The organism is Cellulomonas sp. NPDC055163 (assembly GCF_053607065.1).
The window spans coordinates 304,648-327,419 of record NZ_JBSGSU010000005.1 but is presented as its reverse complement, the minus strand read 5'-3'; the positions used below and the strand labels follow the sequence as shown (position 1 = coordinate 327,419).

Below are 22,772 nucleotides of genomic sequence, written 5' to 3'. Positions count from 1 at the left end.
CCCGAACGTAGGCGGGGCCGGCGCGGTCCGCACGTCGGCCGCGCCCGTCCGCGTGCGTGCCTACCGGGCTCGCGAGCGGCGCGGGTGCACGCGCGCCGCTCGCGGGCGGGGGCGGCGAGCGCCTCGAGCACGGCCTTCGACCGTGCGGCCTCGCGGTCGACCTCGGGGACCGCGCCGTAGGCTGCCGGGATCCGCCCCGGCGCGCCGCGCGCCGACGGGCACCGACCGCGAGCCGACGCCCAGGAGGCGCCCGATGACCCCGCGCGCGCACGCCCCGCTGCCCGACGAGTGGGCCGGCCCGATCCTCGAGCTCGTCGACCGCACCCGGGCCGCCGCCGCGCCCGCGACCGGCGACGACGGCGCCTGGGCCACCGCCGAGGCCGGTCAGGAGCGCCCCCGGACCGGGCACGGTGCGGCGCGGCGCACCGCCTCCGCGGGGCAGAGCGCCGCGCACCTCCTGCGGTTCCGCGCGATCGAGGCGGTGCGGCACGGCCACGACGAGCCGTGGACGCTCGCGCTGGCCACCTCGACCGAGGCGGTCGGCTCGTGGGACTGGGACACGCGCATGCAGGTCGCGCTCGACCTGCGCCGCACCTTCCGGCACCTGGCCGCCGCCGACGACACCGACGCCCGGCGCGGGACGCGGCTCGTCGCCGCGTGGCTCACCCACTCCGACGGGCCCGGGCTCGTCGCGACGACGGGCGAGCTGTGCCGCGCGGTGCTCGACCTCGAGCCGAGCCGGACCGACCTCGCCGCCGCCTGGTACGCGACGCACGGGGACCGCCTGCTGCGCGAGCTGGCCGCGCGCGGGGCGGCGGTCCACCCGGACCTCGTGCGCGAGGCGGTGCGGGGCGTCGACGCCGCCCGCGTCCTGACGCGCACCCACATCGCCGACCACGTCGGCATCACGCGCGAGGAGCTCGAGACCCATCTCGACGGCGCCGGGTCCTGACGAGCGGGCCGCACGCCGGCCGCCGCCCGTGTCGCCCGGCCGGGTGACTCCCGCCCGCCGCACCGCACGGGCGGCGCGGCACACGGGGGATTCGTCCGCTCGGTCGGCGTCCGGGCGTTTACGGTCGAGCTGTCCGAGTTCCCGTGCGGAGGCGAGGCCCCGGTGTACACGCTCTCGTCGCCGACCGTGCTCGCGACCGACGCGGCGTGCCACCCCGCCGCGCGCGACCTGCTCGGCGCGCTCAGCGCGACGTTCCGCCTGACCGACGCCGCGGTCACGCACCTCGGGCTCGCGGCCCTCGACGCCCCACCGGGGGACCGTGCCGCGGCCTGGCGGTCGGTCGAGGAGGTGGACGCCCGCACCCGCACGACGCCCGCACTGCTGCGGGACGCCGCGCACGGGGGGCCGGGCACCGCGCGGACGCTCGCGCGGAGCCGGCTCGGCCGCGTCGCGGACGTCGTCCGCCTCGTGACGCGCGAGGCCGCCGCGTGGCCGGGCGCCCCCGGTGTCGCGGTGGCGGGTGGCGACGTCGTGCCGGCACCCGCCGCCGCTGCCGCGGGCGTCGTCGGCGTGTGGTGGGCGTCGCCCGACCTCGCAGCGCGCGACGCGCTCGTGCTCGGTGGGCCCTGGCACGCGGCGCTGGGGGAGACCGAGGCGCCGCTCGTCCCGGCGGAGAGGTCGCACGGACCCCGGGCCGACGCGGTCGCCGACCTGTGCGCGGCCCTGGTCCGACGCGAGGTGACGCTCGACCGGCTCGCGCGCGTCGGGTGGCCGCCCGGGCGGTGGGCCGACGCGATGCACGCGGGCGCGTGGGCCGCCTACGGCACCGGACGGCTGCACGCCCAGCTCGTCGCGGTCCTCGACGTCACGGCCGCGCTGGTCGGCGCCGAGCCCGATCCGGACCCGGTGCTCCTGCGCGCGGCACTGCCCGCGCTGCACGCGCTGACCGTGGCCGCCGTGGTCGGCGACGTCCTCGACGCCGAGCCGCTCGCCGAGCTGCACCTGGGGGCGGCCGGCCTCTGAGCCCGCGTCAGCGCCTGCGGGCGCCCGGCGGCGCCGTCGAGCCGCGCCGGACGAGGGACGTCGGCAGCCGCACGTGCGTGCTCGACCCCGGCTCGCCGTGCACGAGCCGCAGCAGCAGGTGCACGGCCTGCGCCCCCATCTCCTGGAGCGGCTGCTGCACGGTGGTCAGCGGGGGCTCGGTGAGGGCGGACTCGGGGACGTTGTCGAAGCCGACGACCGAGAGGTCCGCCGGCACCGAGAGGCCCAGCTCCCGTGCGACGTCGAGGACGCCGATCGCGGAGAGGTCGTTCGCCGCGAAGATCGCGGTCGGCCGGTCGGCGAGGGACAGCAGCTCGCGCGTGGGCGCCGCGGCGACCGACCGCCGGTAGCCGCCGAGGCGCACCAGGTCCGCGTCGACCGGGATGCCCGCGGACGCGAGCGCGTCGCGGTAGCCGTCCTCGCGCAGCCGCGCGGAGTCGAGGTCGGGGCGCCCGCCGAGGAAGCCGATGCGCCGGTGCCCGAGCTGGAGGAGGTGCTCGGTGGCCAGGACGGCGCCCGCGTAGCTGTCGGCGTCGACGGTGGGGCTGTCCGCGGGGCCGGCGTGCGGGTCGATCGCGACGACAGGCACGGAGCCGGCGGTCCGGACCACCGTGGGCGTCATCATGATCGCGCCGTCGATCAGCGTGCCGCTGAGCCGCGAGAGGTAGCGCCGCTCCCACCCGACGACCTCACCCGCCCGGCCGCCGCCCGAGTAGGCGAGCAGCTCGTAGCCCGTCCCGGTGATCGCCCGGGACGTGCCCTTGAGGACCTCGGTGCTGAACGGCTCGAACTCGGGCACGAGGATGCCGATCACGTGCGTCTTGTGGCTGCGCAGGCTCCGGGCGACGAGGCTCGACTCGTACCCGAGCTGCTCGATCACGCGCTGCACGTGCTCGGACGTGCGGGCGGCGACGCCGTAGCGCTCGTTGATGACCTTGGACACGGTCGCGACGGACACCCCCGCCGCGCGTGCGACGTCGGTGATCGTCACGCGGTGGAGGTCCCCGGCCCCGGGAAGGGGCTGCTGACGCCGCTGAGGCTCCGTCACGGACGGTGATGCTACCGGTACGAAAACGTTATCGATAACGATTGACCGTGGGCGAAACGGTGTGGCATGCTCGCCGCGAATTACCCAGTCAACGACGACGAAGGAACTCACTATGGCGAGGAACCGACTGCTCTCGGCTGTTGCGATGACTGCCGGAGTGGCCCTGCTGGCCGCCGGTTGCAGCGGCGGCGGGAGCGGCAACACCCCCGACGACTCCGCGGACGGCACCACGCTCACCTGGTGGCACAACTCCAACAACGAGCCCGGCAAGGGCTACTACGAGAAGGTCGCGGCCGACTTCGAGGCCGCCAACCCCGGCGTGACGGTGGAGATCAGCGCACTGGCGCACGAGGACATGCTCACCAAGCTCGACGCGTCCTTCCAGACGGGCGACACCCCCGACGTCTACATGGAGCGCGGCGGCGGCGAGCTCGCGGCGCACGTCGAGGCCGGCCTCGTCCAGGACCTGTCCGACGGCTCCTCGGAGGCCATCGACAAGATCGGCGGCTCGGTCGCGGGCTGGCAGGTCGACGGCAAGACCTACGCGCTGCCCTTCTCCCTCGGCGTCGTGGGCTTCTGGTACAACAAGGCGCTCTTCCAGGAGGCCGGCATCACCGAGGCCCCCGCGACGATGGCCGACCTCGTGGCGGCGTCGGACAAGCTCAAGGCGGCCGGCATCGAGCCGATCTCCGTGGGCGCGGGCGACAAGTGGCCCGCCGCGCACTACTGGTACTACTTCGCGCTGCGGCACTGCAGCGAGCAGGTCCTGACGGACGCCGTCACGCTCAAGGACTTCTCGGACCCGTGCTTCGTCGCGGCCGGCGAGGACCTCGAGAAGCTCATCGGCGCCGAGCCGTTCAACGCGGGCTTCCTCGCGACGCCGGCGCAGACCGGCCCGACGAGCGCGTCCGGCCTCCTCGCGACCCGCAAGGTCGCCATGGAGCTCGCCGGTCACTGGGAGCCCGGCGTCATGCAGGGGCTCACCGAGGACAAGCAGGGCCTGGGCGCGGACACCGGCTGGTTCCCGTTCCCGTCGGTCGAGGGTGGCGAGGGTGACCCCGCCGCGGCGCTCGGCGGCGGCGACGCGTGGGCCTGCTCGGCGGAGGCCCCGCCGGAGTGCGTCGACTTCGTGAACTACCTGCTGAGCGACGAGGTCCAGATCGGCTTCGCGGAGCAGAGCATGGGCCTGCCGACCAAGCCCGCCGCGACGGGTTCGGTGGCCGACCCCGCGCTGGCCGAGCTCCTCACGTTCCGTGACGAGGCGCCGTTCGTCCAGCTCTACTTCGACACCGCCTTCGGTGAGAACATCGGTGGCGCGATGAACGACGCGATCGCCCTGCTCTTCGCCGGCCAGGCGTCCCCGCAGGACATCGTCGACGCCACGCAGGCTGCGGCCGAGAGCGAGTGAACGAGGTGGCAGACGACGTGACCGAACGCCCGACGCGCACGGACGTCGCTGCCACCCCTCGCGACACCGCACGTGCCGCGGGCGGGCGGCCGCGTGCGACGGTCTCCGTGGAGTGGCGCAAGCGGCTCGAGATCCTGTTCTTCGTCACCCCGGCGCTCGCGCTGTTCGTCCTGTTCGTCGTGACGCCGGTCCTCCAGGCCGTCCGCTACTCGACGTACAAGTGGAACGGCCTCGGCCCGATGGACGACTTCGTCGGGCTCGAGAACTACGCGAAGGCGCTGCAGGACCAGGTCTTCACCGACGCGGTCATGCACAACCTGATCATCATCGTGCTGTCGATCGTGATCCAGCTGCCCCTGGGCCTGGCGATCGCGCTGCTGCTCAACCGGGAGATCCGGGGCCGCGCGGCGATGCGCGTCATCATCTTCGTCCCGTACGTCCTCGCCGAGGTCGTCGCCGGTGTCGTGTGGCTCATGCTGCTGCAGCCCGGCGGCCTCGTGGACGCCGTGTTCGACGGGCTCGGGCTCTCGGGCGCCAAGCAGCTCTGGCTCGGCAACCCGGAGATCGCGCTCTACACCGTGATGGTGGTGCTGACCTGGAAGTACCTCGGTCTCGCGATCATCCTGTTCCTCGCCGGCCTGCAGGGCGTCCCCACGGACCTCTACGAGGCGGCCCAGCTCGACGGGGCGTCGTGGTGGCAGGTGCAGCGCCGGATCACGATCCCGCTGCTCGGCCCGACGATCCGCACGTGGGGCTTCCTGTCGATGATCGGCTCGCTGCAGCTGTTCGACATGGTCTGGATCCTCACCAAGGGCGGCCCGGCGAACTCGACCATGACCATGGCGACGTACCTGATCAACCAGGGCACCAACCGGAGCCTCTACGGCTACGCGTCGGCCGTCGCGGTGCTGCTGTTCGGCATCTCGCTCGTGCTCGCGGCCCTGTACCAGTACGTCGTCCTGCGCCGTGACAACCAGGACGCCCCCAAGCCGAGGAAGGTGCAGCGATGAGCGCCCCCGCCGTCACGCCCGCCCCGGGCCGGCCGGCCGTCCTGGAGACCCCGCGTCGCCGGCGCGGCTCGTCCGCCACGGGCGGCAACCCGCTCGTCTACGCTGCGGCCCTCGTCGTCGCGGCGGCGACCCTCGGGCCCGTGCTCTACGCGATCCTCGGCGGCTTCCGCTCGAACGCGCAGCTCGCCGCGGAGCCGGTGGGCCTGCCCGACCCGTGGGTCGTCAGCAACTACGTCAACGTGCTGACGTCCGCGAGCTTCTGGCGCTACGCGTTCAACTCGACGGTGATCTCGCTCATCACGACCGTGATCGTCGCGGTCTTCGGGGTCATGGCGGCGTACCCGCTCGCGCGGTACCGGTTCCGGGGCCGGGCGATGCTCACGACGGTCTTCACGATGGGCCTGCTGTTCCCGCTGACGGTCGCGATCATCCCGCTGTTCCTGATGATCCGGGACCTCAACCTGAACAACACGTTCTGGGGTGTCGCGCTCCCGCAGGCGGCGTTCGCGCTCCCGATGACGATCGTGATCCTGCGGCCGTTCCTCATGGCGCTGCCCAAGGAGCTCGAGGAGGCGGCCATGATCGACGGCACGTCGCGCGTCGGGTTCTTCTGGCGGATCCTCCTGCCGCTCTCGGGCCCCGGCCTCGTGACGGTCGGCGTGCTCGCGTTCGTCGCGTCGTGGAACGCGTACCTGCTGCCGCTCCTGATCCTCAGCGACCCGACGACGCAGACGCTGCCGCTCGGCGTCGCGAGCTTCTCGAGCGAGCACGCGCAGGACACCGCGGGGGTGCTGGCGTTCACGTCGCTCGCGATGATCCCGGCGCTGGTGTTCTTCCTCGCGATGGAGAAGCGCATCGTCAACGGCCTGCAGGGCGCGGTCAAGGGCTGACGCCCGCCCGTCCGACCACCACGGCCCCCGGCCGCGCGCACGTCACCGGACGCGCGCCCGGCCGGCGGGCCGCCGCCCGGCGTGCGTCCGCCACCGGGTGCTCCTCCAGTGAGGACACGAACCGTGACAGACATCGACCTGGGCGTCGCGCGCCCGGACACCACCACCGACGGGCCCTGGAGCGACCGGGTCGTCGCCCTCCTGCAGCAGATGACGCTCCGGGAGAAGCTCGCGCAGCTCGTCGGCCTGTGGGTCGGCGCCGGGGCGGACGGCGAGGTCGTCGCTCCGCTGCAGGACGCGATGATCGGGGAGCAGGCGCCGCCGTTCGAGGAGTTCGCCGGCGAGGGGCTCGGTCACCTGACCCGGATGTTCGGCACCCGTCCCGTCGAGCCGGAGGCCGGTCGGCGCGCGCTGCGCGACGCCCAGCGCTGGCTCGTCGCGAACACCCGCCTCGGCATCCCGGCGATCGCGCACGAGGAGTGCCTCACGGGGCTCGCGGCGTGGAAGGCGACGACGTTCCCGACGCCGCTCGCGTGGGGGGCGAGCTTCGACGCCGAGCTGGTCGAGCGCATGGGCGCCGCGGTCGGCTCGAGCATGGCGGACCTCGGCGTGCACCAGGGGCTCGCTCCCGTGCTCGACGTCATCCAGGACCCCCGCTGGGGCCGGGTCGACGAGTGCATCAGCGAGGACCCCTACGTCGTGGGCACGATCGGCACGGCGTACGTGCGCGGGCTGCAGAGCGCGGGCATCATCGCGACGCTCAAGCACTTCGTCGGCTACTCCGCGTCGCGGGCCGGGCGCAACCTCGCGCCGGTCCACGCCGGGCCGCGCGAGCTCGCGGACCTGCTGCTGCCGCCCTTCGAGATGGCGGTCCTCGACGGCGGCGCCCGCTCGGTCATGCACTCGTACGCGGAGGTCGACGGCGTGCCGGCCGCGGCCGACCGCACCCTGCTCACCGCGCTGCTGCGGGAGCAGTGGGGCTTCGACGGCACGGTCGTCGCCGACTACTTCGGCGTCGCGTTCCTGCACACCCTGCACGCCGTCGCCGGCGACCTCGCGGACGCCGCGCGCCAGGCGCTCGAGGCGGGCGTGGACATCGAGCTGCCGACGGGGAACGCGTACCTCGAGCCGCTCGCGATGGCCGTCGAGAGCGGCGACGTGTCCCCGGGCCTCGTGGACCTCGCCGTCCTGCGGGTGCTGACGCAGAAGGAGGACCTCGGGCTGCTCGACGCCGACTTCAGCGCGGAGCCCCGCCGCGCCGGCGTCGACCTGGACCCGGCCGAGCACCGTGCGCTCGCGGCGCGGCTGGCCGAGGAGTCGGTCGTGCTGCTCACCAACGACGGCGTGCTGCCGCTGCGCAGCCCGGCCCGTGTGGCCGTCGTCGGGCCCAACGCGGACCGCCCGGAGGCGCTGTTCGGGTGCTACTCGTTCGTCAACCACGTGCTCCCGCAGCACCCGGGGACCGAGCTCGGCATCGACGTCGCCACGGTCCTCGACGCGCTGCGCGGCGAGCTCACGGGTGCCGAGGTCACGTACGCACGCGGGTGCGAGGTCGACGACGAGGTGCGCGACGGCATCGCGGACGCGGTGTCCGCCGCCCGCGGGGCCGACGTCGCGGTCGTGGTCGTCGGCGACCAGGCGGGGCTGTTCGGGCGCGGGACGGTGGGCGAGGGGTGCGACCGGGACAGCCTCGAGCTGCCCGGCGTCCAGCGCGAGCTCGTCGAGGCCGTCGTCGCGACGGGGACGCCGGTCGTGCTCGTCCTGCTCACCGGGCGCCCGTACGCGATCGGGTGGGCGGTGGAGGGCTGCGCGGCCGTGGTGCAGGCCTTCTTCCCGGGCGAGGAGGGCGCCGCGGCGATCGCGGGCGTCCTGTCGGGCCGGGTCAACCCCTCCGGCCGGCTCCCGGTGAGCCTGCCGAACTCGGCGGGCACCCAGCCGTACTCCTACCTGCACCCGCCGCTCGGCGGTGCGTCGTCGGTCAGCAGCGTCGCCACGGCGCCGGTGCTGCCGTTCGGCCACGGCCTGGCGTACACGACGTTCTCCTACCCGGGTCTCGTGCTGCGGGACTCCGAGGTGGCGACGGACGGGACGATCCACGTGGCGGTCGACGTGCGCAACGACGGCGACCGCGCCGGGGCCGAGGTCGTCCAGCTGTACGGGCACGACGTCGTGGGCTCGGTCACGCGGCCCGTCGCGCAGCTGCTCGCCTACGCGCGGGTCGAGCTCGCGGCGGGGGAGCAGGCCACGGTGCACCTCGCCGTGCCGGCGACGCGGCTCGCGTTCAGCGACCGCAGCCTGCGACGCGTCGTCGAGCCCGGGGCCGTGGACGTCTGGGTGGGCCGCTCGTGCGAGGACCGCGTGCTCGAGGGGCGGGTGACGCTCGTGGGGAGCGTGCACCCGGTCACCGTCGCGGACCCTCGCTGCGCGCAGGTGGACGTGGTGCGCGCGTCGTAGCAGGCGCCGCGCGGCAGCGTCCCCTCCGCGGGCGGCGGGCACCCGGTCACCGGGTGCTCGCCGCTCGTGCGTGACGGCGTGGTTCCGGTGCGGGCATCCTCCTGGTGCGGGCCGCCCCGTGCCCGCTCGCCCACGCCGCGCCGCACGCGCGCCCGTCCGCACCGGAGGTCCCATGGCCCGCGTCTGCTTCCTCTCCCGCATCCGTCCCGACCGGATCGACGTCTACCGCGCCCGCCACGCGGAGGTGTGGCCCGAGATGCTCGAGGCGTTGCGCGCGACGGGGTGGCGCGACTACACGCTGCACCTCGCGCCGGACGGGCTGCTCGTGGGCGTGGTCGACGTGGACGACTTCGACGCCGCGCGCGAGGCGATGGCGGCGCGCGAGGTCAACGCACGGTGGCAGGCGCAGATGGCCGAGCTGTTCGGGTCCGACGGTCCGCCCGACGAGGGGTTCGTCGTGCTCGAGTGCGTGTTCGACCTCGACGCGCAGCTCGCGGCGCTCGGTCGGGGCGGCACCCCGCGCTGACGACCGCGACTGCTCGGTGCGGTGCCGTGCGGTGCGGTGCGGTGCGGTGCGGGGTGGCGCCCGCACTGCCCGAAGGTGCCGGTTCACCCGATCGTCACCCGGGCCACGCCCGCAGTTGTGGCGTGAGTCGGCGACCGGGAGTTCGATCGAGAGCATGAGACGCAGAGCAGGCCTCCCTCGCCTCGCCGTGCCCGTGTGCCTGACGCTCGCGGTGACCTTGCTCGCCCCCGCGGCGGCAGCCGCGACCACGGCAGCCGCCGCGGACGAGCCGTCCACCGCGACGTCCCGCGGCACGTCCGGCATCGAGCGCGGCGACCGCCGCACGACCACCACGCCGACGCTCGTCGCACGCGCGACGCTGTCGGCCGACACCGTCACCGAGGGCCCGCCCTCCGGCGCGCTCGCGACGCCCGCCAACGGGCGGCAGGGCCCGTTCCCCGGGCAGGTCGTGCCCGGCTTCTCGGGGATGGTCGACGCGGGCGACGGCACGTTCTGGGCGCTGCCCGACAACGGCTTCGGCACGAAGGCGAACTCCGCCGACTTCCTGCTGCGCCTCTACCGCGTCACACCGCAGTGGCAGACCGCGGACGGCGGACCGGGCGCCCTCGAGCTCGGCGAGCACCTGTCGCTGCGCGACCCCGAGCACCACGTCGACTTCCCGATCGTCAACGACGCGACGCCCGAGCGGCTGCTCACGGGCGCCGACTTCGACGTCGAGTCGATCGTGCGGGCGCCCGACGGCACGTTCTGGATCGGTGAGGAGTTCGGGCCGTTCGTGCTGCACGTCGACGCCGACGGTGCGCTGCTCGCACCGCCCGTCCCGCTGCCCGGGGTGAGGTCGCCGCAGAACCCGTACCTGGCACCGGGCGAGACTCCCCGGCTCCGCGCGAGCAACGGCTTCGAGGCTCTCGCCGGCTCGCCCGACGGGACGTACCTCTACCCGGTCACCGAGGGTGCGTTCGTCGACGACGCCGACCAGCGCCGCCGCACGGTCTACCAGCTCGACACCCGGACGGGGGAGTACACGGAGCGCACGTGGTCGTACCAGACGGACCGTGCCGCGAACGTCGTCGGGGACGCGTTCATGACGAGCCGCCACGAGCTGCTCGTGGTCGAGCGGGACAACCTCGACGGTCCCGCGTCGGTCACCAAGCGCGTGTACGGCGTCGACCTGCGGCACCGCGAGCGCGACGGCTACCTCGAGAAGACGCTCGTGCTCGACGCGCTGAAGATCGCGAACCCCGACGGCATCGGTGCGGGCGACGGCTACGGCACGGGCGACCCGTTCGCGTTCGCGGTGCAGTCGTTCGAGACGGTCGTGCGCCTCGCGGACGGGCGGCTCCTGATCGCGAACGACACCAACTACCCGGGCAACGCAGCGCGCGTGCCGGGAACGCCCGACGACACCGAGGTCGCGCTCGTCGAGCTCCGGAAGAGCCGGGCGGAGCGTCCGGGCGACGTCACCGTCGTCGGGCACCGCGGCGCGTCCGGCTACCGGCCGGAGCACACGCTCGCCGCCTACGAGATCGCGATCCTGCAGTGCGCCGACTTCATCGAGCCCGACCTCGTCCCCACGAAGGACGGGGTTCTCGTCGCCCGGCACGAGAACGAGATCGGCGGCACGACCGACGTCGCGACGCACCCGGAGTTCGCGGACCGCAGGGTCACGAAGACGATCGACGGCGTCGCGCTCACGGGCTGGTTCACCGAGGACTTCACGCTCGCGGAGCTCCGCACGCTGCGGGCGAAGGAGCGCATCCCGGCGACCCGCCCGGCGAACACCGCGTTCGACGGCCTCTACGAGATCCCGACGCTCGACGAGGTCCTCGACCTGGCCCGCCGGTCCACGACGTGCGACGGCGAGCAGGTCGGCGTGTACCCGGAGACCAAGCACCCGACGTACTTCGACTCGATCGGGCTGTCCCTGGAGGAGCCGCTCGTCGCCGAGCTGAAGGCGGCGCGGCTCGACGGGCGCAGGGCGCCGGTGATCGTGCAGAGCTTCGAGACGGGGAACCTGCGGGAGCTCGACCGGATGACCGGCGTGGGGCTCGCGCAGCTCGTGAACTGCTCCGGGGCGCCGTACGACCTCGTCGCCGCGGGCGACCCGCGGACCTATGCCGACCTCGTGACCCGCGCCGGGCTGCGCGACGTCGCGCGCTACGCGGACGGCGTGGGCCTGTGCAAGGACGTGATGATCCCGCGCGCGGCCGACGGGACCCTCGGCGAGCCGACGCGCGTGATCGCCGACGCGCACCGCGCGCGCCTGGTCGTGCACGGGTGGACCTTCCGGGCGGAGAACCAGTTCCTGCCCGCCGACCTGCGCAGCAGCGCCGACCCGAACGCGTACGGCGACCTCGCCGGGGAGATCCGGGCGTTCGTCGACGCGGGCATGGACGGGTTGTTCAGCGACCACCCGGACCGCGCGGTGGCCGCGGTCGGCTGACCGGTCGTGCGCCCGGGGGGCGGTCGGCGGCAGACGCCACCGACCGCCCCCGGACGGGTGCGTGGACGCGCTCACGAACAGGTGAGAACACGTTCACGAAACCGCGTCATAGCGGTGACGGTGGTGCCTCTCATCGGGTGACAGACGCTCGAGCGCGACCCGACGGACCGGGTCGCGCCGCTTCCGGAGGATCACCATGAGCACGATCGAGGCCACGCGCACCCTCATCACCCCCCTCGCCGAGCCGCTGACCCGGCGCGAGCGCGTGGTCCTGGCCGAGCTCTCGGAGGACGTCACGCTCGAGGAGATCGCGGCCCGGCTGTGGGTCTCGCGCAACACCGTGAAGTCCCAGGTGCGCAGCGCCTACCGCAAGATCGGCGTCTCGACGCGTGCCGAGGCGGTCGCGTGGGCGCGGGCAGCCGGCCTGAGCTGACGCCCGCCCGCCGGCACCTGCACCGCCACCGGCACGCCCGGCGGGTCGGGCTAGAGGCTGGTGAGCCCGGCCACGAGATCGAGCGCCGCAGGACCGGCGAGGAAGACGGCCGCCACGAGCACGACCGAGGCGACGAGCCGGCGGCCACCGGCGGCAGGGTTCTCGCCCGCGCCGGAGAACATCGTGTAGGGATGCGTGTCGTGCATGAGGGTCCCCCTCCGTGCTGCCCCGTCCTCGTCGACCGGGCACTTGCGACAAAGCGTACGACCTCACCGGCCGTGCCCGTGACAACGCCGACCCCGCGCGTCGTTCGCCGGGGTGCCCGCGCGTCGTGACGTCTGCGGGTGCAGGCGCGCCCCGGTGCGAGCACCCTGGGACCGACCCCGCCGGGCTCGCACGGGCGGGCCGGCGGCCGAGCGAGGGGTGATGGGGCATGGCAGGACGTTCGGAGCTCGCGGGATCGACGTGGCGCGCGGTCGCCGAGCAGTGGCCGCGCGTCGTGCAGACGTGGCGCGCGGTCGACGACTTCCTGCGGCAGCACCCCGAGCTGCCCGCTGCCGCGCAGCGCACCCTGGAGGCCGGGCGGGCGCGGCTCGCCGCCGCCCAGCAGCAGCGCTCGCCCGAGGCGCGCGTGCGGGCCACGCTCGCCACGGTCCGCCGCCTCGCCGACGAGTGCGCCGGGCAGGCAGCGGACGACGCCGCGCTCGCGGAGCAGGTCGCGGCATGGCGCCGGGGTGCGGACCGCATCGACCAGGCGCTCACGATCGTCGCCGGCCAGCGCGGCCTGACCCGGCGGAGGATGCTCGCCCGCGTCGTGGCACGCACCGACGCGCTCGCCGGCGAGGCGTTCGACCAGCTCGTCGCCGACGCGGGCCGCCGGCAGCGGCCGCCGGGCGCAGCGCTGGACGTCCCGACCGAGTGACGTGCGTCGCACAGCGTCGGCGTACGCGTGATCGTCGGGGATGATGAGACCTCACGCTGCGGGTCCACCGTCCGGCGCACACGCAGGAGGTCGGATGGTCAGCCCGGGTGCGCGCGGGGACGACGGGCACGAGGCGGTCCCCGACCCGGCGCTCCTGCTGGGCGAGCTCGCGATCGAGGCCGCCGGGATCGGGACGTACGACTGGGACCTGCGCACCGGCCGGATCCGGTGGGACGCCCGGATGCTCGAGATCTTCGGGCACGACGAGAGCACGTTCGACCAGACGTTCCGCGGCTTCCAGTCCCGCGTCCACCCGCACGACCGCGGCATGGTCGAGAGCCTCCTCGACGAGGCGATCACGGCGTGCAGCGACTTCGAGATGCAGTACCGGGTCGTGCTCGAGGACCGGACGACGCGCTGGGTCGCTGCGCGCGGCCGCGTGCTGCCCGGCCCGGACGGGACGGCCGGGCGGGTGCTCGGGGCGGCGTACGACGCCACGGAGCGCCAGGACGGCGAGGCGCGCGTCGCGCGCATCCTCGAGGCGATCCCGACGGCGTTCTTCTCCGTCGGCGCGGACTGGCGCTTCACGTACGTCAACGCCGAGGCCGAGCGCCTGCTCGGGCGCGCGCGCGAGGAGATGCTCGGCGGAGACCTGTGGGAGCTGTTCCCCGCCGCCGTCGGGTCCGAGTTCGAGCGGAACTACCGCGGGGCCGCCGCGTCCGGCGAGGCCGTGGTGTTCGACGCGCACTACCCTGCGCCGCTCGACGCCTGGTACGAGGTGCGGGCGTGGCCCGGGCTCGACGGGCTGGCCGTCTACTTCCTCGACATCACCGAGCGCCGGCGCGCGCAGGAGAGCGCCGAGAACGCCGTCGCGCGCGCCGCGCTGACCGCCGCCGTGACGTCGAGCCTCGCCGAGACCCTCGACGCGGAGGAGGCCGTGGCACGGCTCGCGCAGCTCGTGGTGCCCGCGCTCGCGGACTGGTGCGTCGTGACGCTCATCGAGGACGACGAGTCGCGTGGACCGCGCCGGCGGCTGCGCGACGTCGGGTCGTGGCACGTCGACCCGCAGGCCCGCGCCCTCGCGGCGCGGTACTCCGAGGTGCGGCTCTCGGCGCTCGCGGACTCCTCGTTCCTCCTGCGGGCGCTCGGCACCGGCGAGGTCGTCGACGTCCCGCACGGCGCGACGGAGGCCGTGCGCGGGGTCCTCGCACCGGGGGAGGCCCACGACCTCGTCGGGCGGCTCGCGCCCGAGAGCGCGACGGTCCTGCCGCTGCGCGGGCGCGGGCGGACCGTCGGTGCGGTCAGCCTCTTCAACGGTGCCGGCCGGGGACGGATCGGCGACGAGGACCGGGCGACGGCCGTCGAGGTCGCCGGCCGGGCCGGGCTCGCGCTCGACAACGCGCGGCTGTACCGGCGCCAGCGGCAGGTCGCCGAGGAGCTCCAGCGCTCGCTGCTCACGGCGCCGCCCGAGCCCGACCACGTGCAGATCGTCGTGCGCTACGAACCCGCCGCGGAGGCCGCGAAGGTCGGCGGGGACTGGTACGACGCCTTCCTGCAGCCGGACGGTGCGACGGTCCTCGTGATCGGCGACATCGTCGGGCACGACATCACCGCCGCGGCGGCCATGGGCCAGGTCCGGTCGATCCTGCGCGGCATCGCGGTCGCGACGGGCGCCGGCCCCGGCGAGCTCGTCACCAAGGTCGACCGGGCGCTGCGCACGCTCCAGGTCGAGACGCTCGCGACCGCGGTGGTCGCGCGCATCGAGCAGACCGACGACGAGCGCGCCCGCGGCGTCACGCACCTGCGCTGGTCGAACGCCGGGCACCCGGCGCCGATGGTCGTCAACCCCGACGGGACGGTGCTCGTGCTCTCCGGCCTCGGGCCCGACATGCTCCTGGGCGTGCAGCCGGACTCCCGTCGCACCGAGTCGGAGGTCGCGCTCGACCGCGGCTCGACGGTGCTGCTGTACACCGACGGGCTCGTCGAGCGGCGCGACCGGGGACTCAAGGAGGGCATGGCGCTCCTGCGCGACACGCTCGAGGAGGTCGCGGCGCTCGGGCTCGGCCTCGACGAGCTGTGCGACGAGGTCGTGCGCCGCATGCTGCCCTCACGTCCCGGCGACGACGTCGCGCTCGTCGCCGTCCGGCTGCACCGCCAGGACCGGCCGCGGCCGGCGGAGGCCGGCCCCAACGTCGTGCCGCCCGACGTCCCCGACACACCCGAGATCACGCCTCTGCCGGGCTGATCGTGCGGGCCCCTCGTGCGGCTGTCGGAGCGGGCTGACCCGCGCTCGACGAGCAGTCAGCCCGCCGAGGGGTCGTCGAGCTCCTCGCGGAGCCGGTCGACAACGCCCTGCGCGTCGTCGCGCGCTGCCGCGGCGTCGTCCGCCGCCTCGCGCGCGGTCCCGAGCTGCGCGTCGAGCTCGGTCCGCCGGGCCCGCAGCCGGGCGAGCCGCTGCTCCGCCTCCGTGATCTCGCGGACCGTCTGCTCGTGCCGGGTCTCGACGTCCTCGACGGTCTCGTCGGCCGCGACGAGGCCGCGCTCGGTGGCGGCGAGCTGCTTCTCCGCGCGGGCGAGACGTCGGCCGACCTCCGCGCGGCGGCGTCGCTCCGCGGCGGCACGCTCGCGCTCCGCCGCACGTTCGGCGGCGACCCGCTCCCGTTCCGCGCGCTCCTGTTCCGCGCGCTCCTGCTCGGCGCGTTCCCTTTCGGCGCGCTCCTGCTCGGCTCGCTCGCGTTTTCGCTCCGCCTGCTCGCGCTCGGCGGCCATGCGCTCCCGCTCAGCCCGCTCCTGCTCGGCCCGCTCCCGCTCGGCCCGCTCCTGCTCGGCCCGTCGCCCGCCCGCCTCCTCAGCGGCGTCCCGGTCCGCCTGCGTGGCCGCGTCATGGCCTGTCGGCGCGGCGTCCTCCCGTTCGGCACGCTCGGCGGCGCCGCGTTCGCCGCGTTCGGCCGCGTCGCGCTCGGCAGGCGCGCCGGCCGCCCGCTCCTGCTCGACCCGCCCCTGCGTGCGCCCGCCCGGCCGTCCCGGTGCGCGCCCGGCGGCCGCGCGACGGCGGCGTGCGGCCTCGAGCTCGTCGACGTCCGCACGCACCCGGTGCCGCGTCGGCTCTGTGGGATCGGCGTCCACCTCGTCCGCGGGCGCGTCGACCGGCGCCACGGCCCCGTCGACGTCGACGGGGCCGAAGCCGGTGCTCTGCAGGTCCGCGACGAGCAGCCCGGAGCGGACCGCCTCCGCGGCATCGGGGTCGGCCATCGCGGCGTGCAGGGTCGCGTGCACGTTCTGCGCGATCGCCGGGCTCAGCGGGTGACCGGCGTCGCGTGCCGCAGCCTCGGCGCGGCGGCGGACCTCGACGAGGAGCTGGTGCTGCTGACGGTTGAGGTCGCGCAGGTCGGCCCCGGACAGCGACGCCTGCGCCTCGCGCAGCGCGGCGCCCATCGACAGGAGCTGGTCGACGAGCCCGGGGTCGCGGCGCACGAGCAGGTTGACCGCCCAGGCGGCGGCGCTGGGGCGGGGGAGCGCCGACAGCCGGGTCGCGAGCGCCCGGTCCTTCGCTGCGCGGGCCTCCTTGGCGCGCGTGTTCCGGGCCGCCGTGAAGTCGGCGGGCGCGAGCCCGTACAGCTCGTGCGCGACGTCCCGGAGCTCCACGCGCGCCGCCTCAGAAGGGGTGCAGCAGCCGGCGCAGGAACTGCTGCGTGCGCTCGTGCTGCGGCGCCCGCAGCACCTGCGCCGGGTCGCCGTGCTCGACGATCGTGCCGCCGTCGACGAACGCGACCTCGTGCGCGACCTCGCGGGCGAACTGGAGCTCGTGCGTGACGATGACCATCGTCCAGCCCTCGAGCGCGAGCTCCTTGATGAGCCCGAGCACGTCACCGACGAGCTCGGGGTCGAGCGCCGAGGTCGGCTCGTCGAACAGCAGGAGTCGCGGGCGCAGGGCCAGCGCGCGGACGATGCCGACGCGCTGCTGCTGCCCGCCCGAGAGCTCGAACGGGTAGGCGTCGCGCTTCTCGGAGAGCCCGACGCGCTCGAGCAGCGCGAGCGCCTCGCGGGTCACGTCCGCGATCGGGCGCCGCTGCACGACGACGGGCCCCTCGAGCACGTTCTCGAGGACCGTCTTGTGGGGGAAGAGGTTGTAGTGCTGGAAGACCATCGCCGAGCAGTCGCGCAGCGTCGCGAGCGCACGCGGCGACGGCGCGCTGGCGAAGTCGAGCCGGACGTCGTCGCCCACGGTGATCGTGCCGCCGTCGGCGGTCTCGAGGCCGTTGAGGCAGCGCAGCGCGGTGGTCTTGCCCGAGCCCGACGGGCCGATGAGCGCGAGCACGCGTCCGCGCTCGACGGTGAGGTCGACCGACCGGAGGACGGGGTTGTCCCCGAAGCTCTTGCGCAGGCCGCGCACGGTCAGCAGCGGCTCGCCGGCGCGGGCCTGCGGGCGCTCAGTGGGCGACATAACGGTCCAACCTCGTCTCGATCCGGGTCTGCGCGGCGGACAGCGCGAGGCAGATGACCCAGTACACGAGCGCCGCCTCCAGGTAGAGCAGCATGAACTCCTGGCTGAAGGCGGCGACCTCCTGCGCCTTGCGGAACAGCTCCGTCACGAGGATGAGCGACGCGAGCGACGTGTCCTTGACGAGGCTGATGAACGAGTTCGACAGCGGCGGCACGGACACGCGCGCGGCCTGCGGCAGGACGATGCGGCGCAGCGCGAGCCGGCGTGACATCCCGATCATGTAGGCCGCCTCCCACTGCCCCTTGGGCACCGAGAGGATCGCGGCCCGGATCACCTCCGCGGCGTAGCCGGCGACGTTGATCGTGAAGGCGATGACGGCGCTGGGCCACGGGTCGAGGACGATCCCGATCGAGGGCAGGCCGTAGAAGATCACGAACAGCTGCACGAGCAGCGGCGTCCCACGCACGACGGAGATGTACGCGCGCGCGATGCCCGAGAGCACGGCGCGGCGTGACAGCCGCATGAGCGCGAGCACGAGCGCGAGCGCGAGCCCGAGCACGAACGAGACGATCGTGAGCGGGATCGTCCCGGTGATCGCGCCCGAGACGATCGGCCACAGCGAGGACCAGAACAGCTCCCACGACGACTCGCTCATCGGGCGCTGCTCCCGCTGGTCCTGGGGGGCGTCGTCAGCGCGTCACGTCCTCGCCGAAGTACGTCGAGGAGATCTCGGCGAGCGTCCCGTCCTCCGCGAGGGCCGCGAGCGCCTCGTCGATGCGCTCCGTGAGCGCGTCCGCGCCCTTCGGCAGCGCGAAGGCGCTCTGGGAGGACTCCTCGGTCTCCGCGGCGATCTTCAGGCCGTCGGCGCCGCCCTCCTGCTGGGCGTCGAGGAACGTGAGCGTGTCGTTGATCGTGGCGTCCACCCGGCCCTGCTGGACGAGCGCCGCAGCCTGGGCCCAGCCCTCGACGGCCTCGATCGTCGCGCCCGACTCCTGCGCGAGCGTGTACCAGTTGCTCGTGAGCGACTGCGCGGTCCGCTTGCCCGCGAGGTCCTCGAAGGAGGTGATGTCGGTGTTGTCCTCGGGGACGACGACGACGCCCGTCGAGACCGTGTAGGGCGTGGAGAACGTGTACGTCTCCTCGCGCTCCGGGGTGATCGAGACCTGGTTGGCGATGACGTCGAACCGCCCGGCCTCGAGGCCCGCGAAGATCGCGTCCCACTGCGTCTCCTCGAACTCGACCTCGACGCCCATCTCCTCGCCGACCGCTCGGGCGACCTCGACGTCGAACCCCGTGAGCTCGCCCGAGCCGCCCTCGTGGAACGAGAAGGGCCGGTACGTGCCCTCGGTGCCGACCGTGAGCGTGCCGGAGTCGAGGACCCGCTGGAGCGAGTCGTCGGCGCCACCCGTCGCGGGGCTCGTCCCGGAGCCGGCCTCGGGCTCGGCGGACGAGCACGCCGCGAGGGACAGCGTGACGGCGGTGGCGACTGCGGCGGTCCGGATCAGGGCGTTCATGCGCATGGTCCGATTCGACCACACCCGCGGGGGTGCCGCCGGGGATGCTCGACTGCCGGTCGCGTGCGGATCCTCACGTCGCTCCCGGGGAATACCGGCGCGGTCGTCAGGCGGCCACCTCCGCACGGACGACGACGAGCGCCTGGCCCGGACCGACCTGGTCGCCGGGGGTCACGGCGACGTCGACGACGACCCCGGCGGTGAGCGCCGTGACGGGAGCCTCCATCTTCATGGCCTCGAGCGCGAGCAGGACCTGCCCGGCCTCGACGCGGTCGCCCGGCGCCACGTCGACCCGGAACACCGTGCCGACGAACGGCGCGTCGACGCTCGCGCACCCGGCGGGGAGCGCGGCCGCGGGCGGGGCGACGGCGAGCGCCGGCTCGGGGCGGGGGTCGAACTCGCCGGCGGCCTCCCACGCGGCTCGCTCGTCCGCGAACGCCGCCGACTGCCGCGCCCCGAACTCCGCGATCGAGCGGGCCTCGTCGCGCAGGAAGCGCTCGTGCTCCGCGAGCACGAACTCGCCCTCGTCGATCTGCACGTCGAGCCGCCCGGCGGCCATGTCCGCGCGCATGTCGAGGAGCTCGTCGGCCTCGACCGGGAACCACCGGATCCGGTCGAAGAACCGCAGCAGCCACGGGGTGCCGGGCTCGAACGGCCCGCGCTGGCGGTGCGTGTCCCAGACCTGCACGGTGCGCCCGACGAACTGGTAGCCACCCGGGCCCTCCATGCCGTAGATGCACAGGTAGGCGCCGCCGATGCCGACGGCGTTCTGCGGGGTCCAGGTCCGCGCCGGGTTGTACTTCGTGGTGACGAGCCGGTGCCGCGGGTCGAGCGGCGTCGCGACGGGGGCTCCGAGGTAGACGTCGCCCAGCCCGAGCACGAGGTACTCCGCGTCGAAGACGGTGCGGTGCACGTCGTCGACCGAGTCCAGGCCGTTGACGCGCCGGATGAACTCGATGTTCCACGGGCACCACGGGGCGTCGTCGCGCACGCCCGCCATGTACCGCTCGGTCGCCTCGCGTGTCGCCGGGTCGTCCCAGCTGAGCGGGAGGTGGACGGTCCGCGACGGGACGACGAGGTCGCTCGTCGGGGGCAGCCCGTCCTCGGCCTCCTGCACGAGGTCGAGCATCGTGCGCAGCGGGAGCACGTCGGGGTCGAGGTGCACCTGGAGCGAGCGGATCCCGGGCGTGAGGTCGACGACGCCCGCGCGGCCGTCGGCGGAGATGCGCTCGGCGAGCGCGTGCACCCGCAGGCGCGTCGCGAGGTCGAGCTGCATCGGGCCGTACTCGACGAGCAGGTTGTCGTCGCCCGAGCGCCGGTAGGTCACCGCCGGCCGGTCCGCCGACGCGTCGAGCCGGCCGAGCACGCCACCGTCGTGGTGCGCGGGACGCGTGGACACCGGCACGGTCAACGGCGCCCGGCGCAGGGACTCGGCCTGCGGCTCGTCGACGGGGACGAACTCCACGGTGTCGCCCGGCCGCAGCTGCCCGAGCTTCCAGAGCTGACCGACGGCGACGGTCGCGGGGCACGTGAACCCGCCGAGGCTCGGGCCGTCCGGACCGAGCAGGATCGGCACGTCGCCCGTGTAGTCGACCGCGCCGACCGCGTACGGGGTGTCGTGGATGTTCGACGGGTGCAGGCCCGCCTCGCCGCCGTCGGGTCGCGCCCACGTCGGCTTGGGACCCACGAGCCGGATGCCGGTGCGGGCCGAGTTGAAGTGCACGGACCAGCGCGCGGCGTAGAACTCGGTCACGTCCTCGGGGGTGAAGAACTCCGGTGCCGCGTGCGGGCCCTCGAGCGCCCCGACCCGCCACGAGTCCGTGAACGCCGGGCGCCCGTCCGCAGGGACGCCGGCGGGTGCGGGCGCCGCCGCGTCGGGGGTCCCGAGGGCCAGGAGGTCGCCGGGCCGCAGCGGACGTCCCGTCGCGCCGCCGATCTCCCCGAGGTCGAACGTCGCCGCCGAGCCGAGCACGTGCGGGACGTCGAGCCCGCCGCGGACGAGCACGTACGCCCGCATCCCGGCGCTCGCCGTCCCGACGTCGAGCACGCCGCCCGCGGGCACCTCGACGGGCTCCCACTGCGGCACGGGCTCACCGTCGAGCGTCACGGGCGTCGGGGCCCCGGTCACGAGCACCGTCGCCGGCGTCGCGAAGCGCAGCGACGGTCCCGTCATCGTGCACTCGAGCCCCGGTGCGCCCTCGGGGTTGCCGAGCGCGCGGTTGCCGAGCCGGAACGACAGGTCGTCCATGGGACCCGACGGCGGGATGCCGACGTGCCAGTACCCGGTGCGCCCGGGCCAGTCCTGCACGGTCGTGAGCATCCCGGCGCGCAGCACCTCGACGCGCGGCGAGGCGTCGCGCACGTGCGCGAGCGTCGCCGTGGTGTGTGTCGCGGCGAGCACGTCGCCGTCGCGCGCGATCGAGCGCAGCAGCCCGACGTTGGTGGCGACCCCGTCGACGCGGGTCCCGGCGAGCGCGTCGCCGAGCGCGGCCCACGCGGCGGAGCGGTCGTCACCCGCGACCACGACCTTCGCGAGCAGGGGGTCGTAGTGCGTGCTGACCTCGCTGCCCGCCTCGACCCACGTGTCGACGCGCACGCCCTGGGGCGTCCGCACGCACGTGACCGTCCCGGCGCTCGGCACGTGGTCGTGGTCGGGGTTCTCGGCGTAGACCCGGGCCTCGACGGCGTGGCCGCGCGCGACGAGCGGGGTCTCGACCACTGTCGTTTCGCCCTGCGCGAGCCGCAGCATCCACGCGACGAGGTCGACCCCGTAGACCGCCTCGGTGACCGGGTGCTCGACCTGCAGGCGGGTGTTGACCTCGAGGAACGCGACCTCCTCACGCTCGGCGTCGTACACGTACTCGACGGTCCCGGCCGAGCGGTACGCGACCGACGCGCACAGGTCGCGCGCCGCCGTCGCGATCGTGCTGCGGACGTGGTCCGGGAGCGCCGGCGCCGGGGCCTCCTCGCACACCTTCTGGTTGCGGCGCTGCAGGGAGCAGTCCCGGTCGCCCAGCGTCACGACCGTGCCGAGCCCGTCACCGAACGCCTGGACCTCGACGTGCCGGGCCGCGGTGATGAGCCGCTCGAGGAAGACCCCGGCGGTCCCGAAGCTCGCGCCCGCGACGCGGCGCACCGCCTCCCAGGCGCTCACGAGCTCGTCGGGCCCGTGGCACGCGCGCATGCCGATCCCGCCGCCGCCGGCCGTCGCCTTGAGCATGACCGGCCACCCGATCGTCTCCGCGGCGGCGAGCGCCTCGTCGAGCGTGCCCAGCAGGCCCGTCCCGGCGAGCATCGGGACGCCGACGGCGCCGGCCGCGTCGCGGGCGGTGTGCTTGGACCCGAAGAGCTCCAGGTGCTCGGGGCGGGGGCCGACGAACGCGATCCCGGCGGCCTCGGCGGCGCGCGCGAAGCCCGCGTTCTCCGAGAGGAACCCGTACCCGGGGTGGATCGCGCCCGCGCCGGTCGCGAGGGCCGCCTCGACGATCCGGTCGCCGCGCAGGTAGCTCTGCGCGGCCGGCGCCGGCCCGAGCAGGACCGCCTCGTCCGCGAGGTGCGTGTGCGCCGCGCCGGCGTCCGCCTCGGAGTACACCGCGACCGTGCGCAGGCCGAGCTCGCGCGCGGTCCGCAGGATCCGGACGGCGATCTCACCGCGGTTCGCGACGAGCAGCGTGTCGAACGTCATGG

The 22,772-nt window shown here is 74.8% G+C and carries 18 protein-coding genes; 11 read left to right on the top strand and 7 right to left on the bottom strand.

Annotated features, from left to right (window positions below):
• Positions 1-253 precede the first annotated feature (253 nt).
• Complete coding sequence (locus ACWFNE_RS12025) at positions 254-952, top strand: hypothetical protein (RefSeq protein ID WP_452122645.1); 699 nt, start codon at positions 254-256, stop codon at positions 950-952.
• Positions 953-1,114: 162 nt separating this feature from the next.
• Positions 1,115-1,975: a hypothetical protein gene (locus ACWFNE_RS12020; RefSeq protein WP_452122644.1), complete on the top strand. Its 861-nt coding sequence runs from the start codon at positions 1,115-1,117 to the stop codon at positions 1,973-1,975.
• A 7-nt stretch (positions 1,976-1,982) separates the two neighbouring features.
• On the opposite strand, the gene ACWFNE_RS12015 is transcribed toward ACWFNE_RS12020, so the two are convergent.
• Positions 1,983-3,041: a LacI family DNA-binding transcriptional regulator gene (locus tag ACWFNE_RS12015; RefSeq protein WP_452122643.1), complete on the bottom strand. Its 1,059-nt coding sequence runs from the start codon at positions 3,039-3,041 to the stop codon at positions 1,983-1,985.
• A 112-nt stretch (positions 3,042-3,153) separates the two neighbouring features.
• Between ACWFNE_RS12015 and ACWFNE_RS12010 the strand changes: the two genes are divergently transcribed.
• From ACWFNE_RS12010 to ACWFNE_RS11980, 7 genes are all read left to right on the top strand, one after another.
• Positions 3,154-4,449, top strand: coding sequence for an extracellular solute-binding protein (locus ACWFNE_RS12010; protein ID WP_452122642.1), 1,296 nt, complete (start codon positions 3,154-3,156; stop codon positions 4,447-4,449).
• Positions 4,450-4,466: 17 nt separating this feature from the next.
• Positions 4,467-5,459 carry a carbohydrate ABC transporter permease gene (locus ACWFNE_RS12005; protein WP_452122641.1) on the top strand — a complete coding sequence of 331 codons (993 nt, stop codon included), beginning with the start codon at positions 4,467-4,469 and terminating at the stop codon, positions 5,457-5,459.
• The gene (locus tag ACWFNE_RS12000; RefSeq protein ID WP_452122640.1) at positions 5,456-6,349 is read left to right on the top strand and encodes a carbohydrate ABC transporter permease; all 894 of its coding nucleotides are present in this window, start codon (positions 5,456-5,458) and stop codon (positions 6,347-6,349) included. The genes ACWFNE_RS12005 and ACWFNE_RS12000 overlap by 4 nt, the downstream gene beginning before the upstream one ends.
• Before the next feature lie 132 nt (positions 6,350-6,481).
• Positions 6,482-8,803 carry a beta-xylosidase/alpha-l-arabinosidase gene (locus ACWFNE_RS11995; RefSeq protein ID WP_452122754.1) on the top strand — a complete coding sequence of 774 codons (2,322 nt, stop codon included), beginning with the start codon at positions 6,482-6,484 and terminating at the stop codon, positions 8,801-8,803.
• A gap of 172 nt (positions 8,804-8,975) precedes the next feature.
• Positions 8,976-9,329: an L-rhamnose mutarotase gene (locus ACWFNE_RS11990; protein WP_452122639.1), complete on the top strand. Its 354-nt coding sequence runs from the start codon at positions 8,976-8,978 to the stop codon at positions 9,327-9,329.
• A gap of 154 nt (positions 9,330-9,483) precedes the next feature.
• A complete protein-coding gene (locus ACWFNE_RS11985; protein ID WP_452122638.1) occupies positions 9,484-11,772 on the top strand; it encodes an esterase-like activity of phytase family protein in 2,289 nt (762 codons plus the stop codon).
• Between the two features lie 196 nt (positions 11,773-11,968).
• On the top strand, positions 11,969-12,205 hold the full coding sequence (locus ACWFNE_RS11980; protein ID WP_034629589.1) for a helix-turn-helix domain-containing protein: 237 nt from the start codon (positions 11,969-11,971) through the stop codon (positions 12,203-12,205).
• Between the two features lie 50 nt (positions 12,206-12,255).
• Here the strand turns inward: ACWFNE_RS11980 and ACWFNE_RS11975 are convergent, their stop codons facing one another.
• The gene (locus ACWFNE_RS11975) at positions 12,256-12,411 is read right to left on the bottom strand and encodes a hypothetical protein (RefSeq protein WP_452122637.1); all 156 of its coding nucleotides are present in this window, start codon (positions 12,409-12,411) and stop codon (positions 12,256-12,258) included.
• Positions 12,412-12,638: 227 nt separating this feature from the next.
• On the opposite strand from ACWFNE_RS11975, the gene ACWFNE_RS11970 reads away from it, so the two are divergent.
• Both ACWFNE_RS11970 and ACWFNE_RS11965 read left to right on the top strand, forming a co-directional pair.
• Entirely contained in the window at positions 12,639-13,127 is a 489-nt protein-coding gene (locus tag ACWFNE_RS11970) for a hypothetical protein (RefSeq protein WP_452122636.1), read from the top strand.
• 94 nt (positions 13,128-13,221) lie between these two features.
• Positions 13,222-15,372, top strand: a complete 2,151-nt coding sequence (locus ACWFNE_RS11965; protein ID WP_452122635.1) for a SpoIIE family protein phosphatase — start codon at positions 13,222-13,224, stop codon at positions 15,370-15,372.
• A 56-nt stretch (positions 15,373-15,428) separates the two neighbouring features.
• On the opposite strand, the gene ACWFNE_RS11960 is transcribed toward ACWFNE_RS11965, so the two are convergent.
• From ACWFNE_RS11960 to uca, 5 genes are all read right to left on the bottom strand, one after another.
• Positions 15,429-16,772 (bottom strand): hypothetical protein, encoded by a 1,344-nt coding sequence (locus ACWFNE_RS11960; protein ID WP_452122634.1) that lies wholly within the window; start codon positions 16,770-16,772, stop codon positions 15,429-15,431.
• A 10-nt stretch (positions 16,773-16,782) separates the two neighbouring features.
• Positions 16,783-17,571: an amino acid ABC transporter ATP-binding protein gene (locus tag ACWFNE_RS11955; RefSeq protein ID WP_452122633.1), complete on the bottom strand. Its 789-nt coding sequence runs from the start codon at positions 17,569-17,571 to the stop codon at positions 16,783-16,785.
• Positions 17,558-18,226, bottom strand: a complete 669-nt coding sequence (locus ACWFNE_RS11950; RefSeq protein ID WP_452122632.1) for an amino acid ABC transporter permease — start codon at positions 18,224-18,226, stop codon at positions 17,558-17,560. Before ACWFNE_RS11950 ends, ACWFNE_RS11955 begins: the two co-directional genes overlap by 14 nt.
• A gap of 34 nt (positions 18,227-18,260) precedes the next feature.
• Positions 18,261-19,091, bottom strand: coding sequence for an amino acid ABC transporter substrate-binding protein (locus ACWFNE_RS11945; RefSeq protein WP_452122631.1), 831 nt, complete (start codon positions 19,089-19,091; stop codon positions 18,261-18,263).
• 100 nt (positions 19,092-19,191) lie between these two features.
• Positions 19,192-22,770: an urea carboxylase gene (gene uca, locus ACWFNE_RS11940; protein WP_452122630.1), complete on the bottom strand. Its 3,579-nt coding sequence runs from the start codon at positions 22,768-22,770 to the stop codon at positions 19,192-19,194.
• Between the last annotated feature and the right edge of the window lie 2 nt (positions 22,771-22,772).

Excerpts from the sequence above, each read along its gene's own strand:
- ACWFNE_RS12025 (WP_452122645.1), top strand. The coding sequence starts at position 254 with ATGACCCCGCGCGCGCACGCCCCGCTGCCCGACGAGTGGGCCGGCCCG.
- ACWFNE_RS12010 (WP_452122642.1), top strand. The coding sequence starts at position 3,154 with ATGGCGAGGAACCGACTGCTCTCGGCTGTTGCGATGACTGCCGGAGTG.
- ACWFNE_RS12000 (WP_452122640.1), top strand. The coding sequence starts at position 5,456 with ATGAGCGCCCCCGCCGTCACGCCCGCCCCGGGCCGGCCGGCCGTCCTG.
- ACWFNE_RS11990 (WP_452122639.1), top strand. The coding sequence starts at position 8,976 with ATGGCCCGCGTCTGCTTCCTCTCCCGCATCCGTCCCGACCGGATCGAC.
- ACWFNE_RS11985 (WP_452122638.1), top strand. The coding sequence starts at position 9,484 with ATGAGACGCAGAGCAGGCCTCCCTCGCCTCGCCGTGCCCGTGTGCCTG.
- ACWFNE_RS11980 (WP_034629589.1), top strand. The coding sequence starts at position 11,969 with ATGAGCACGATCGAGGCCACGCGCACCCTCATCACCCCCCTCGCCGAG.
- ACWFNE_RS11975 (WP_452122637.1), bottom strand. The coding sequence starts at position 12,411 with ATGCACGACACGCATCCCTACACGATGTTCTCCGGCGCGGGCGAGAAC.
- ACWFNE_RS11970 (WP_452122636.1), top strand. The coding sequence starts at position 12,639 with ATGGCAGGACGTTCGGAGCTCGCGGGATCGACGTGGCGCGCGGTCGCC.
- ACWFNE_RS11965 (WP_452122635.1), top strand. The coding sequence starts at position 13,222 with ATGGTCAGCCCGGGTGCGCGCGGGGACGACGGGCACGAGGCGGTCCCC.
- ACWFNE_RS11955 (WP_452122633.1), bottom strand. The coding sequence starts at position 17,571 with ATGTCGCCCACTGAGCGCCCGCAGGCCCGCGCCGGCGAGCCGCTGCTG.
- ACWFNE_RS11950 (WP_452122632.1), bottom strand. The coding sequence starts at position 18,226 with ATGAGCGAGTCGTCGTGGGAGCTGTTCTGGTCCTCGCTGTGGCCGATC.
- ACWFNE_RS11945 (WP_452122631.1), bottom strand. The coding sequence starts at position 19,091 with ATGCGCATGAACGCCCTGATCCGGACCGCCGCAGTCGCCACCGCCGTC.
- uca (WP_452122630.1), bottom strand. The coding sequence starts at position 22,770 with ATGACGTTCGACACGCTGCTCGTCGCGAACCGCGGTGAGATCGCCGTC.